Below are 13,264 nucleotides of genomic sequence, written 5' to 3'. Positions count from 1 at the left end.
GCGTGTCCGTCGAGAGCCCGGATGCCTCTCGACCAGGCCGAAAGGGGGTGGGCGGCCGGGAGCGGAGGGGCGCGGCCGGTGCCTCGTGCGGGGGCCGGGCGCGGGGCTCCCGCGCGTGAAGCGGCCACGCGTGGGGCCGCCGTGTGCGGCGTCCCCTCGGGAAGGCCCCGTACCCGATTCCCGGTGCGCGGCGCTCCGTGTGGTGGGGCACGCCGTCCGGTGCCCCGGGCGCGCAACCCCCGTACGCGGCTCCGTACGCGAATCCTCCGTGGCTCGGGGTCCCCGTGCGGGAGGCCGTCGCGCGGAAGGCGACCACGTGCCAACAAATCCCTACAGGAGTTCGAAGGACGGCTGTATGATCCGTCCGCTGCCGAGCCGCGCGTGCGCCCACCGGGCGCCGCCCGCCGCGCTCGCGGCCTCTCATCACTCACCCCAGGGGGGGTCCCGCATGGCGTTCCACCGCACGGGCCGCGCACACGCGCGTACCCGCAGACTCGCTTCGTGCACCGCTCTCGTCCTCGCCTCCGGGCTGCTGCTCTCGGGCACGGCCGTCGCCGACGACGGCGGCGCCCCGGCGCACCGCGCGCCGGTCGAGCGGGTCACGCCCGACTTCGAGGCGCCCCGGGGCCAGTTGCCGAAGAAGCGCGCCCGCATGTCGTCGGAGACGGCCGAGGGCGCCGCGGCGGCGCCGACCCGCCACGACTTCACCGGCGACGGCGTCAGCGACCTGCTGTACCGCGGGCTCAACGACGTCTACTACCTGAAGCGTTCCGAGACGGGCACCGACACCGAGTACGGCCTGTACGGGGATCCGGGGGAGAAGTTCAAGGACGTCGTCCCGGTCGGCGACGTCACCGGCGACGGCACGGCCGACGTGCTGACGCTCTCCCCGTACGGCACCCTCGCGTTCCGCGAGACGTACAGCGGCGGCACGGGCACGTCCAGCCCCTACTGGACCGGCAACGGCTGGAACACCTACAACAAGGTCCTGTCGACCGGCGACGTCAGCGGTGACGGCACCGTCGACGTACTGGCCCGCGCGCCCGGCGGCGAGCTGTACCTGTACCGCGGCAACCGCAGCGGCAGCGCCCCGCTCCAGGCGCGCACGAGGGTCGGCGCCGGCTGGCACGTCTACGACCAGCTGGTCGGCGTGAGCGACGCGGACGGGGACGGCCTGGGCGACCTGTACGCCCGCACCCCGAACGGCGACCTGTTCTTCTACCCGGGCTCCGGCAACGCCGCCGCCCCGTTCAAGGCACGCGTGAAGGTCGGCACCGGCTGGCACATCTACAACCAGCTGACCAGCTTCGACGACATCACCGGCGACGGCCGCTCGGAGCTGTTCGCCCGCACCACGGCCGGCGCGATGTACGTCTACGGCACGGACGCCACGGGCCGTCCCACCGCGCGCAGCCAGTGGGCCGACTCCAGCTGGAACAACGCGGAGCTGATCGTCGGCACCGGCGGCAACCCCCAGACCGGCAAGGCCGAGATCCTCGGCCTCGACCGGGAGGGCACCCTGTTCACATACCACTCGCGCAACAACGGCACGTTCACCTCGCGCGTCCGGATCAGCGAACTGGGCGGCTGGACCGGCGCCCGCGTGTACTTCCCCAGCTCCCTGAACGCCGACGGGAGAGCCGACCTGCTGGAGGTCTACGAGGGCACCCTGTACAACTACCAGGACGCCGGTGTGATCTCGCTGGGCCGCGGCTGGGGGGCGTTCAACGTCCTGACCGGTCCGGGCGACCTGAGCGGCGACGGCAAGGGCGACCTGCTGGCCCGCACCCCGGGCGGCACGCTGTACCTGTACCGCGGTGACGGCCGTGGCCAGGGCTTCGCGGGCCGCACCGGCGTCGGCTCCGGCTGGGGCGTCTACAACGCCCTGGTCGGTGCGGGCGACATCACCGGCGACGGCCGCGCCGACCTGCTGGCCCGCACCCCGGGCGGCACGCTGTACCTGTACGCCGGCACGGGCGACGCGAGCGCCCCGTTCAAGGCGCGTGTGAAGGTCGGCACCGGCTGGCAGGCGTACACCAAGCTGGTCGCCCCCGGCGACGTCACCGGCGACGGCCGCGCCGACCTGCTGGCCGTCACGCCGGGCGGCACGCTCTACCGCTACGTCGCCACCCACACGGGCACGGCCAACCCCTTCACCACCCGCACGAGCCTCGGCACGGGCTGGAACACCTACACCCAGCTCCACTGACCCGTCCCGGGCCCCGAGCGGGAGCCCCGTCCGGCCTCGGTCGGACGGGGCTCCCGCCTTTCCACCGAAGGAGACCCGGCACCCGCCGCGCGCGGGAGCCGCCTCCGGAGGGCCGCCGCCCGGCAGGGGCGAGGCCCCCGTCAGCGCGGTTCGGCGGCCCCGCCGGGAACACCCCGGTGCCGGTCGGCCAGGGCGGTGACTCCCGCCGCGGCGGCGGTGGCGAGGTCGGCGACCATCGCGTCGTCGACGGGCAGGTTGAGGATGTACAGGGCGGACGCCAGGGAGCCGAGCAGCAGCAGGTGGGCCGTCGCGGGGTCGACGGCCCCGGCCAGCTCGCCGCGGGCCACGGCCTGTTCGATGATTTCGGCGAAGGCGGCCCGTTCGGCGGCGAGGAAGGTGTCCTGGAACCGGGTGCCCAGCTCGGGATTGCCGGCGAGTTCGCCGATCAGGGCAGGTGCCAGCTGCCGGGCCGCCGGGGTGGCCATGCGGACGTGAAACGCGCGGATCAGCGCCAGCAGGTCCCCGTGCAGGGAGCCGGTGCCTGCCGGCAGGGGCAGCCGCTGCTCGTGCACGGTGGCGACGAACGCCATCTCGGCCTTGGAGGCGTAGCGGCGGTAGATCGCCGCCTTGCCCACCCCGGCGCGCGCCGCGACCCGGTCGACGGTCAGGGCCGGGTAGCCGACTTCGTCGATCAGCTCACGGGTGGTCTGCAGGATCCTGTGGTCCACACGCGTGTCCCGGGGCCGTCCGCCTCGGTGCTTTCCCACTCTCATCCCCGCATGATACGGAACGGAGGTATCGAAACATCGGTACCGAAACTGTAGTATCGAAACCCGGGAATCGGAACCGCGGCCCCGAAGGTCAGCGCTCCCCCACCGGGCGGGGGCGACCGCCGGGGACGGCCGGCGGGAACGACCGCGACGAGGCCGCGCCACCGGCTTCGCTCAAGGAACGGAGAACTCGGGTGATCAGGTGGGCCGGCTGGATCGTCACGTTCTGCGGGATCGCGCACACGATCGGCGCGCTGACGGTGGAGGGAGCCGCGCGCCACGCCGGGACATGGTTCAGCGGCGGGTTGTGGGGCGAGGACTTCGCCGCCATGAGCCCGGCGGGCAGCGCGTACTGGCTGAGCCTGGCGAGCTTCGGCGTGCCGCTCGTCCTGGTCGGCTCGACGGTGCTGTGGCTGGACCGCCGCGGCGTCGTCCCGCCGGCCTTCATCGCCTGGACCCTGGGAGGATGGACCGTCGTCGACGCCGTGGTCCTCCCGTTCACGCCCTGGCCGCTCTTCATGCTCGCGTGCGTCCTGCTGCTGACCGGAGCCCGTCGCGCCCGCCGCGGCGACCCCGCACCCGGGGCGGGGCTCCCGCGAGCGTGAGCACGGGCCTGCCGGCGCCCGGCCGGCGGACTCGCACCGGCCGCGGCCTGCCCCCGCCTTGACCCGGATCAGCCGTCCCCGCGCAGCGGCCCGAGCCGTCCTCGCCGGCCTCCGGACCGGCGGCCACCGGCGGCGGACCGCCACCGCACACACCGTGGCCCAGGCCGCCGCCCCGACCCCCGGCCGGCGCCTCTCCGCCGGACCAGCGCCCGAGGCCCCGCCCGCGTTCGAACACCACTCCGCGCGGGGCCCGAGACGCCGGAACCCCGCCCGGCCTTCCGGCTGGACGGGATCCCGTGACATTCCCGAGGGCTGCTCAAGAGCCGTCGTCTGCGGGCCGTTCGCGGACGGGTCCGACCGGTGGCGGGATCACCGGCAGGCGGTCGACGGGATTCCGCACGGGGTGCGGACCGCCGTTCAGCGGCGTGACCGCCTGAACGGTTCGGCCCGTGGAAGACGGTCCACGACCGTCAGACGAACCACGAGACCGCGGGCGCACGGCCCCACGCCCGCGGTCCCCGCGGCACGCCCGCATCTCCACCGCCGATCCCGACCCGCCGCCCGGAGGGCGTCGCCCCAGCGGGCAGGTGGGCAGACTTGCGTACCAACCACGCCTGAAACGGCGAGATCCCGACCCGACGGTGACCGTCTGATCGGGATCTCGCGAACCGTTCCCGGACTAACCCGCGAACGGCCCGTGCGTGGACCTGAGGGGATTTGAACCCCTGACCCCCTCGATGCGAACGAGGTGCGCTACCAGTCTGCGCCACAGGCCCTTGCGACGTGTGAAACATTAGCACCCCGGTCGGGGTGCTCGGAAATCCGTTGCCGGTCCGGGCACCGCGGGGCGGGGCGCGGGGGTCACTCGTTGGCCGCTCGGGGCCGGTCGTCGTCGGCGTACTGGTCGAACAGCGGGGTGCGGCCGTGGTCGCGGGGGTGGCGCGGGGCCGTGGCCGAGGGGTTCGGGTTTCTGCGGGTGGGCGGGGGCGGAGTGGGCTCCGCCGGGGAGGAGCGGGCGGCGCTCCACGTCTCCGGGTCGGTGACGTCCACGCCGCCCGTGGCGCGCGGGGCCACCGGGGCGGTGACGTAGGTGGGGAGCGGGACCGGTACGGGGTCCCAGCTGTCGCCCCGCGCCGGGCCTCGGTCGCGCTGCTGGTCGACCCATTCGGCGTGGTCGGTCTGCTCGACGAGGGCACGGCGGTCCGCCTCAGCCGGGGACACCGGCGGCACGGCCGGCTCCTGGTGTGCCGGGGGGTCCCCGTCCGGGAGGGCGGGCGCCGCCGGGCGGCCGCGGCGGGGGCGGTTCTCACGGAGGCGCTGGGCCGCGGCCTCGGCACGGCGCCGGTCCATCACGTACACGAAGCGGCGGCGCTCCTGGCGGCGCAGGTACACGATGTACGCGCTGAGCAGGACGGCCGGGGCACCCGGCGCCCACAGGAACGCGAGACCGCCCACGGCCGCGACGATCGCGCCCACGGTGAAGGCGAGGAAGAGGAGCACCGTCGTGCGGCGGCGGCGGGCCAGCACGCGGGAGCGGCGGGCCCGCTCGGCGGCCACCCGCGACGGGGCGGGGCGGGGCGGGGCCTCGGGGGCCGCGGCCGCCCCGCGCGTCGCGGGGGCCCCGGGGAGTTCCAGGCGCGCCTCCGTGTGGCACGGGGGCGCGGCGAAGGCCCGGACGTCGGCCGAGTCGATCTGCTCGGTCTCGGCGTCCGGGTCCACGTCGGGTGCCCGCCCCTCCTCGTCGGCGCCGCGGGCGCGCAGTTCCCTGGCGTACCGGCGCTCCATCCCCGCTCTTCCGGACAGGAGCCGGATGGCGGTGCTGAAGCGTTCGGTGGGGCGCGCTTCGTTCAGCTCGTCCTGCCTGCGGAGCCACATCGGCACCAGATAGGCGGCCCAGGCTCCGACGATGACTGCGTAGATGAGGCCGCTGCTGCTCACGTCCCACACGGTAGAGGTGTCGGCGCGGGGGCATCGGCCAATTGGGCCGGTGTGTCGCACGATCTGGCTGATATCACTGCCATTTTTGTGATTGGTCAGATCGATTGCGCCCGTGCGGGCCATTAATTCGAACAAATGAATTATTTCATGCGGTGTTCCCGCCGCGACCTGTGCCAGCGCCGCAGCAGCCCTTCGGGGACCTCCTCCGCGGTCAGCGCGAAGACGAGGTGGTCGCGCCAGGCGCCGTCGATGTGGAGGTACCGCGGGCGCAGGCCCTCCTCGCGGAATCCCAATTTCTCCACGACGCGGCGGCTCGGCCCGTTCTCGGGGCGAATGCACACCTCGATCCGGTGCAGCCCGACCGCCCCGAAGCAGTGGTCGACGGCGAGCGCGACCGCCGTGGGCATGACGCCGCGGCCCGCGACGTCCTGGTCGACCCAGTAGCCGACGTGCCCGGAGCACATCGAGCCCCAGGTGATCCCGGCGACGGTGATCTGCCCGACGAGCCGGCCCCGGTACTCGATCACGAACGGCAGCATCCGGCCGGCGTTGGCCTCTCCGCGCAGGTGGCGGACCATCTGCCGGTAGGTGGGGCGCTGGAAGGGGGGCGTCCCCGGCACGGGTGGCGGGACGGTGGCCTCCCAGGGGCGCAGCCAGTCGCGGTTGCGCGCGTTGACCTCGCGCCACTCCCTGTGGTCGCGGGCCCTGATCGGGCGCAGCACCACGTCGCCGTCGGTCAGCGTCGCGGGCCAGGCGGGGTTCACGAGGCCGGACCCGGATGGTCGCCGCCGCGCAGCTGGTCCACCGCGTGGGCCAGGAGCGGCCCCAGGACGGCGAGGCCGTCGCGTACGCCGCCGGTGGAGCCGGGCAGGTTGACGATCAGGGTGCGGCCCGCGACGCCGGCGAGGCCCCGGGAGAGGGCCGCCGTGGGCACCTTCCCGCGGCCGTGCGCGCGGATGGCCTCCGGGATGCCGGGCACCTCGCGGTCGATGACGCGGCGGGTGGCCTCGGGGGTGGCGTCGGTGGGCGAGACGCCGGTGCCGCCGGTGGTGAGGATCACGTCGTACCCGGCGTCCACCCCCGCGCGCAGGGCGGCCTCGACGGGGTCGCCGTCCGGGACGACCCGCGGGCCGTCGACGGCGAAGCCGAGCGTCGCCAGCCCCTCGGCGAGGAGGGGGCCGCCGCGGTCCTCGTACACGCCGGCCGCGGCCCGGTTCGAGGCGGTGACCACCAGCGCGCGGTACGTCACGGCCGGCTCCAGTCCCCGGACCTGCCGCCCGTCTTCTCCTCCACCCGCACGTCGGTGATGACGGCGGTCTTGTCGACCGCCTTGACCATGTCGACGACGGTGAGGGCGGCCACGGTCACGGCCGTGAGGGCCTCCATCTCGACGCCCGTGCGGTCCGTGGTCCGCACGGTCGCGGTGATCTCGACCGCGTCGTCGGCGACCTCCAGGCCGACCTCCACACCCGAGACGGCGAGTGGGTGGCAGAGCGGGACGAGGTCGGGCGTGCGCTTGGCGCCCATGATCCCGGCGATCCGGGCCGTGGCGAGGGCGTCCCCCTTGGGGAGGCCCTCGCCGCGCAGCAGCTCCACCACCCGCGGCGACACCAGGACCCGGCCGCCGGCGCGCGCGGTGCGGACGGTGACGTCCTTCTCCGAGACGTCCACCATGCGGGCCGCCCCCGCCTCGTCGATGTGGGTCAGCCTGCCTTGCGTACTCAACTCACTCCGCCTCGTGTTCCTGGCGCCGGTCGTCCTGTCCGGCACGGCGGCAGCCACCGTACCGCCACGGCCGCCCCGCGGCGCCCGCCGGCTCAGCCGACGAGGACGACCTCCACCTCGGCCCCGGGCTCCACGAGCGTGGCGCCCTCCGGCACGACGATGAGCGCGTCGGCCTGGGCGAGCGCGGCGACCAGGTGCGATCCGGCACCGCCCACAGGAGCGACGGTACCCGTCCGGGCGTCGTACGTCCCGCGGAGGAACTGGCGCTTCCCCGCGGGTGACGGGAGCGGCCCGGCGGCGCACAGCACGGCGCGCGCCCGCGGGCGGTGGAGGTCCCGCAGCCCCATGAGGGCGCGGATCGCGGGCCGCGCGAACAGCTCGAAGGAGACGTACGAGGAGACCGGGTTGCCCGGCAGGGCGAGCAGCGGCGTGTGCTCGGGGCCGACGGAGCCGAAGCCCTGGGGCTTGCCGGGCTGCATGGCGAGCGTGCGGAACTCGACGCCGACGCCCGGCTCGTCGGCGTCGGACACCGCGGACAGGGCCTCCTTGACCACGTCATACGCGCCGACGCTGACGCCGCCGGTGGTCACCAGGAGGTCCGCGCGGACCAGTTGGTCCTCGATGGTGGCGCGGAGCGCGTCCGCGTCGTCCGTGACGGCGCCGACCCGGTAGGCGATGGCGCCGGCGTCGCGGGCGGCGGCGGCCAGGGCGAAGCCGTTGGAGTCGTAGATCTGGCCGGGGCCCAGCTCGCGGCCCGGCTGGACGAGTTCGCTGCCCGTGGAGAGGACGACCACGCGGGGGCGGGGGCGGACACGGACCGTGCCGCGGCCGATGGCGGCGAGGAGGCCGATCTGGGGCGGCCCGAGGACCGTGCCCGCCGCCAGGGCGAGATCGCCGGCGGCCACGTCGCTGCCGCGGGCGCGGACGTGGGCGCGGGGCCCGACGGGGCGGTGGACGCGGACCTCGCCGCTCGCGCCCTCCGGGTCGGCGCCGGCCGGGCGCATGCCCGTGGCGGCGCCGCCGCCCGTGCCGCCGTCGGTCCACTCGACGGGGACGACCGCCTCGGCGCCGGGCGGGAGGGGCGCGCCGGTCATGATCCGCGCGGCCTGGCCGGGGCCGACCCCGGGCAGGCCCTCGCCGCCGGCCGCCACGTCCCCGACGACGGTGAGCACGGCGGGGAACTCCTCGCTCGCCCCGGCGACGTCGGCGACGCGCACCGCGTAGCCGTCCATGGAGCTGTTGTCGAAGGGCGGCAGGGCGACGGGCACCGTGACGTCCTCGACCAGCACGCAGCCCTGGGCGTCGGGCAGCCGCAGCTCGATGGGGTCCAGCGGACGGAGGGCCGCGAGGACGTCCTCGAGGTGCTCGTCCACCGTCCAGAGGGTTCTCTCCGCGCTTGCCGGGCTCACAGGGTCTGCATCTCCTCGGTGACGTAGCGGCGGAGCCAGGATCGGAACTCCGGTCCCAGATCCTCACGTTCGCAGGCGATTCTGACAATCGCCCGCAGGTAGTCGCCGCGGTCGCCGGTGTCGTAGCGGCGGCCCTTGAAGACGACGCCGTGGACGGGGCCGCCGGCCCCCTGTCGGTGGCGAGCTTGTGGAGGGCGTCGGTCAACTGGATCTCGCCGCCCCGGCCGGGCTCCGTCTCGCGCAGTATCCCGAAGACGGCCGGGTCCAGGACGTACCGGCCGATGACGGCGTAGTTGCTGGGGGCCTCGGCGGGTTCCGGCTTCTCCACGAGATCGGTGACCCTGACCACGTCGGACTCGCCGGCGGGCTCGACGGCGGCGCAGCCGTAGAGGTGGATCTGGGCCGGGTCGACCTCCATGAGCGCCACGACGCTGCCGCCCAGCCGCTCCCTGACCTCCACCATGCGGGACAGCAGGGGGTCGCGCGGGTCGATCAGGTCGTCGCCGAGAAGGACGGCGAACGGCTGGTCGCCGACGTGCGGGGCGGCGCACAGGACGGCGTGGCCGAGGCCGCGCGGGTCGCCCTGGCGGACGTAGTGCATGGTGGCCAGCTCGTTCGACTCCCTGACGCTCTCCAGCCGCTCGCGGTCGCCCTTGCGGTAGAGGGCCTCCTCCAGTTCGTAGTTCCGGTCGAAGTGGTCCTCCAGGGGCCGCTTGTTCCGGCCGGTGACCATCAGCACGTCGTGCAGCCCGGCGCCCACCGCCTCCTCGACCACGTACTGGATGGCGGGCTTGTCGACGACCGGCAGCATCTCCTTCGGGGTGGCCTTCGTGGCGGGCAGGAACCGGGTGCCGAGCCCCGCGGCGGGGATGACAGCCTTGCTGATACCGGGGTGCGACTGAGTCATGACCAGCACCCTATCCGTTCGATATGGGGGGAAGATTAGCCTTTGGTTAACTTCCTCCCCATATAAGGATGTACGAGAGGTCGGGGTGTGTCGTGGCGGAGGACGTGGCGGGGGCGGGCGGTCCGGACCGCGGTGAGCGGGTGCCGGACAAGGCGGGGTTGCGGAGCCGGCTGCTCGCCGCCCGCGCCCTGCTGACCACCGAGGACGTCCGGCGGGCCGGCGGGGCCCTCGCCGCCTCGGCGCTGGAGCTGCCCGAGCTGGCGGGGGCCGGCACGGTCGCCGCGTACGTCTCCGTGGGACGGGAGCCCGGCACGCGGACGCTGATCGACGCGCTGCGCGCGCGGGGCGTGCGGGTGCTGCTGCCGGTCCTGATGGCCGACAACGACCTGGACTGGGCGGTCTACGAGGGCGCCGGGGGCCTCGCCGGGGCGCGGCTGGGCCTGCTGGAACCGTCGGGGCCCCGGCTCGGGCCGGACGCGGTCGCGGAGGCGGACGCGGTGCTGCTGCCGGGGCTGGCGGTGGACGCGCGGGGCATGCGGCTGGGCCGGGGCGGCGGTTCGTACGACCGGGTGCTGGCCCGCCTCGCGCGCGCGGGGGCCGATCCGGCGCTCGTGGTGCTCCTCTACGCGCACGAGGTGGTCGCCCGGGTCCCGGAGGAGCCGCACGACCACCCCGTGCACGCGGTGGTGACCCCCGGCGGGGTGCGGCGCTTCTCCGCACCCCGCACGGGCTGATCCGGCCCCGGGGTCAGGGCTTCAGGACGAGGTGGTCGACCTTGGCCGCGTCGACCGCCCCGTCGCTGAACGGCCAGTCCAGCAGCTCGCCCCTGGCCCACTTGTCGGTCTGGTCCGTGTAGTGCGGGTGGTAGGCGTGGCCGGAGGCGCCGGTGAGGTTGATCCAGCGGGACCTGTCCCAGTCGCCGACGGTGACGACCATCCGCATGGACGGCACCCAGACGACGCCGTAGCCGCCGGCCGCGTTCCAGCCGGTGGCGTTGACGGCCGCCTCGCCGCCGGAGAGGTTCCACGGGCCGCGGTTGAGCAGGTACCGCACGATGCCCGGGCCACCCGTGCCCAGCGTCTGGTTGCGCAGGTTCAGCTGGTGCAGACGGCCCCAGCTCCAGGTGGAGACGTCCTTGCCGAGCTGCGCGGTCAGCTCCCAGCGGGCGCCCTCCATGGCGCGGGCGAGCAGCTGGTCGCGGGTCTTGGTGGGGGCGTCGAGGCGGTTGCCGGACGTGTGCCACCAGGCGTTGTCCTCGTCCTCCAGGAGCGGGCGGACCACCTCGTACCAGCGGTCGCCGCCGTCCGGCTGGGCCTTGTCCGCGGCGCGCCGGCCGCACTCGCGGACGAGCCGGCCGCGCTGGTCGTCCGGGACGGTGGGGTCGACGGACGGGACGTTGAGGCACTCGCCCTCGACGCGCAGCTCCTTGGGGAGCTTGTCGCCGAACGCCAGCTTCAGGACGTTGCGCCAGACCGCGTTGAAGTACGCGGCGGCCGGGGAGTCGGCCTCCTGGGTGTAGTCCCAGCCCTCCAGCAGCCGCTGCGCCTCCCGGACGTGCGGGTCGGAGACGTCGACCTTCAGCAGGAGCGGCGTGAGCAGCTTGGCGATCTCGCTGCCGTTGTCCGTCTGCATGGTGCGCATGTCGTCGGTCGAGATCTTGCCGCCGTCCTTGGTCTTCGCCTCGATGAGGTCGTTGATGCGCTGGCTGCGGGAGCCGTAGCCCCAGTCGGCGGTGAGGTGGTGCGGGTAGTCCTCGCCCACGACGGCCTGGTTGGCGGTGACGATGTAGCCGCGCTCGGGGTTCTCCTCGTAGGGCAGCTCGTCGAACGGGACGTACGTCTTCTCCCAGTCGTACGCGGGGTCCCAGCCGGGCGCCGGGAGCGTGCCGTCGTGGCCCTCGGCGCGGACCGGGATCTTGCCGGGGGCCTGGTAGCCGATGTTGCCCTCGGCGCCCTTGGCGTCGGCGTAGACCAGGTTCTGCGAGGGGACCTCGAAGTCGCGGGCCGCGGCGCGGAACTCCTTGAAGTCGCGGGCGCGGTTCAGCTTGAACACGGCGTCCATGGACTTGCCGGGGTCGAGGGCGGTCCAGCGCAGGGAGACCGCGTAGCCGTCGGCGCGGTCGGGCGCGGAGTTGGTGACGGGGGCCTTCTGGCCGACCTTCTCCAGCTCGCCGCTGCGGTCGGAGATCAGCGGGCCGTTGTTGGTGGTGCGGACGGTGATGGTCCGGCTGCTCCCGCCGGCGACCCTGATGACCTCCTCGCGGGTCTCGAACGGGACCTCCTTGGTGCCGCGCAGGTAGCCGCGGTCGGTGACCTTCTGCAGGTACAGGTCGGTGACGTCGGCGCCGAGGTTGGTGAAGCCCCAGGCGATGTCCTGGTTGTGGCCGATGACGACGCCCGGCATCCCGGCGAAGGTGTAGCCGGCGACGTCGTAGCGGCACTTGTCGGAGACGGCGCGGCAGTGCAGGCCCATCTGGTACCAGACGGAGGGCAGCTGCGGGGCGAGGTGCGGGTCGTTGGCGAGGAGCGGCTTGCCGGTCGTCGTGTGCCTGCCGGAGACGACCCAGGAGTTGGAGCCGATGCCGTCGCCGTTCGGGCCGAGCAGGGCGGGCACCGAGTCGAGGGCCTCGGAGAGGGCCGCGAGCTGGGACTGGAGGCCGGTTCCGGGGTCCCCGGCGGTGCCGGGGTTCCGGCCGGTCCCGCTCTCCCGGCCGCCCCGGCCGGTGCCGGGGTCCCCGGCGCCGTTCCGCAGGCCGCCGCCCTCGCCCCCGCCGGCCGCGTCCTCGCCGTCCTCGCCGTCCTCGCCGGCGCCGGGCGCCTTGAAGCCCTCGACGATCGGGCGGTGCGTCTCGTACGGGTAGTCCGGGTACAGGTCCCTGATCTGCCGGGGGGTGAGCCGGCTGGTCATCAGCGAGCGGTCGATCTCGTCCTGCATGTTGCCGCGCAGGTCCCAGGCCATGGCCTTCAGCCAGGCGATGGAGTCGACCGGGGTCCAGGGCTCGATCTCGTAGCCGTGCGAGAAGGCGAGCGCGGAGTACTCGACGGAGACGTCGCGGGGCGCCCTGCCCTTCAGGTAGGCGTTGACGCCCTCCGCGTAGGCCCGGAGGTTCCGCTTCGTCTCCTCGGAGAGGACCTTGTCGTACTCCTCCTGCGCCACCCGGTGCCAGCCGAGCGTGCGGAGGAACGCGTCCGTGTCGACCATGTCCTTGCCGAGCATCTCGGAGAGGCGGCCGGCGGTCGTGTGGCGGCGGACATCCATCTCCCAGAAGCGGTCCTGCGCCTGGACGTACCCCTGGGCGCGGAACAGGTCCTCGTCCGTGGAGGCGTAGACCTGCGGGACGCCGTGGCCGTCGCGCTTGACGTCGACCGGCCCGGAGAGGCCGTCGAGCCGGAGCGTGCCGGTGGTCTGCGGGAAGGGAGCGCGCACGGTGCTGACGCTCCAGTAGGCGCCGTAGCCGACGCCCGCGACGAGCGCCAGCACCAGGGCGATCACGAGCAGGCGGGCACGTCGCCCCTTCTTCTTGGGCGAAGAGACGGTGGTGTTGGCGGGCATCGCTGTCCTTCGAGGCGCAGGCTGGGTCCGGGAGTGCTGGGAGCAACCATAGGCGCAGCGCCCGGCCGGCCCGGACGCGGTGCCGGTAAGGAGCTCCCGGGCAGGCGGCGGCACCGGCGTCAGGGAAACGTTAAAGATTAGGTAAGGTA

General features: G+C 74.2%; 10 protein-coding genes, 1 tRNA gene and 1 pseudogene. 3 read left to right on the top strand and 9 right to left on the bottom strand.

What is annotated here, in order from left to right; genetic code table 11:
* Window positions 1-448 precede the first annotated feature (448 nt).
* Window positions 449-2,209, top strand: a complete 1,761-nt coding sequence (locus LUW75_RS14840; RefSeq protein ID WP_250336041.1) for an FG-GAP-like repeat-containing protein — start codon at window positions 449-451, stop codon at window positions 2,207-2,209.
* 140 nt (window positions 2,210-2,349) lie between these two features.
* Here the strand turns inward: LUW75_RS14840 and LUW75_RS14835 are convergent, their stop codons facing one another.
* Window positions 2,350-2,937, bottom strand: a complete 588-nt coding sequence (locus LUW75_RS14835) for a TetR/AcrR family transcriptional regulator (protein ID WP_250336040.1) — start codon at window positions 2,935-2,937, stop codon at window positions 2,350-2,352.
* Window positions 2,938-3,173: 236 nt separating this feature from the next.
* On the opposite strand from LUW75_RS14835, the gene LUW75_RS14830 reads away from it, so the two are divergent.
* Window positions 3,174-3,584, top strand: a complete 411-nt coding sequence (locus LUW75_RS14830; RefSeq protein WP_250336039.1) for a DUF6463 family protein — start codon at window positions 3,174-3,176, stop codon at window positions 3,582-3,584.
* A 702-nt stretch (window positions 3,585-4,286) separates the two neighbouring features.
* On the opposite strand, the gene LUW75_RS14825 is transcribed toward LUW75_RS14830, so the two are convergent.
* The 7 genes and pseudogenes from LUW75_RS14825 to galU all read right to left on the bottom strand — a co-directional run bounded on the left by LUW75_RS14825 (window position 4,287) and on the right by galU (window position 9,563).
* Window positions 4,287-4,360 (bottom strand) — tRNA-Ala (locus tag LUW75_RS14825).
* 85 nt (window positions 4,361-4,445) lie between these two features.
* Entirely contained in the window at window positions 4,446-5,522 is a 1,077-nt protein-coding gene (sepX, locus tag LUW75_RS14820; RefSeq protein WP_250336038.1) for a divisome protein SepX/GlpR, read from the bottom strand.
* A gap of 140 nt (window positions 5,523-5,662) precedes the next feature.
* On the bottom strand, window positions 5,663-6,286 hold the full coding sequence (locus LUW75_RS14815) for a GNAT family N-acetyltransferase (RefSeq protein WP_250336037.1): 624 nt from the start codon (window positions 6,284-6,286) through the stop codon (window positions 5,663-5,665).
* Window positions 6,283-6,771: a MogA/MoaB family molybdenum cofactor biosynthesis protein gene (locus tag LUW75_RS14810; protein ID WP_250336036.1), complete on the bottom strand. Its 489-nt coding sequence runs from the start codon at window positions 6,769-6,771 to the stop codon at window positions 6,283-6,285. The genes LUW75_RS14815 and LUW75_RS14810 overlap by 4 nt, the downstream gene beginning before the upstream one ends.
* Entirely contained in the window at window positions 6,768-7,247 is a 480-nt protein-coding gene (moaC, locus tag LUW75_RS14805) for a cyclic pyranopterin monophosphate synthase MoaC (protein ID WP_250336035.1), read from the bottom strand. The genes LUW75_RS14810 and moaC overlap by 4 nt, the downstream gene beginning before the upstream one ends.
* Window positions 7,248-7,339: 92 nt before the next feature.
* The gene (glp, locus tag LUW75_RS14800) at window positions 7,340-8,656 is read right to left on the bottom strand and encodes a molybdotransferase-like divisome protein Glp (RefSeq protein WP_349816419.1); all 1,317 of its coding nucleotides are present in this window, start codon (window positions 8,654-8,656) and stop codon (window positions 7,340-7,342) included.
* Window positions 8,653-9,563 (bottom strand): annotated as a pseudogene (gene galU, locus LUW75_RS14795) (UTP--glucose-1-phosphate uridylyltransferase GalU). The gene glp and the pseudogene galU overlap by 4 nt, the downstream one beginning before the upstream one ends.
* A gap of 140 nt (window positions 9,564-9,703) precedes the next feature.
* On the opposite strand from galU, the gene LUW75_RS14790 reads away from it, so the two are divergent.
* Complete coding sequence (locus LUW75_RS14790; RefSeq protein WP_250337677.1) at window positions 9,704-10,297, top strand: 5-formyltetrahydrofolate cyclo-ligase; 594 nt, start codon at window positions 9,704-9,706, stop codon at window positions 10,295-10,297.
* 13 nt (window positions 10,298-10,310) lie between these two features.
* On the opposite strand, the gene LUW75_RS14785 is transcribed toward LUW75_RS14790, so the two are convergent.
* A complete protein-coding gene (locus tag LUW75_RS14785) occupies window positions 10,311-13,115 on the bottom strand; it encodes a penicillin acylase family protein (RefSeq protein WP_250336033.1) in 2,805 nt (934 codons plus the stop codon).
* Window positions 13,116-13,264: the final 149 nt, after the last annotated feature.

The organism is Streptomyces sp. MRC013, assembly GCF_023614235.1.
In the GTDB taxonomy this organism is placed as follows: Bacteria; Actinomycetota; Actinomycetes; order Streptomycetales; family Streptomycetaceae; genus Streptomyces.
The sequence above is the reverse complement of the archived record's forward strand: the minus strand, read 5'-3'. Positions and strand labels throughout refer to the sequence as shown.

Bases quoted from the DNA above. Each gene is read 5' to 3' on its own strand.
- LUW75_RS14840 (WP_250336041.1), top strand. From the start codon at position 449: ATGGCGTTCCACCGCACGGGCCGCGCACACGCGCGTACCCGCAGACTC.
- LUW75_RS14785 (WP_250336033.1), bottom strand. From the start codon at position 13,115: ATGCCCGCCAACACCACCGTCTCTTCGCCCAAGAAGAAGGGGCGACGT.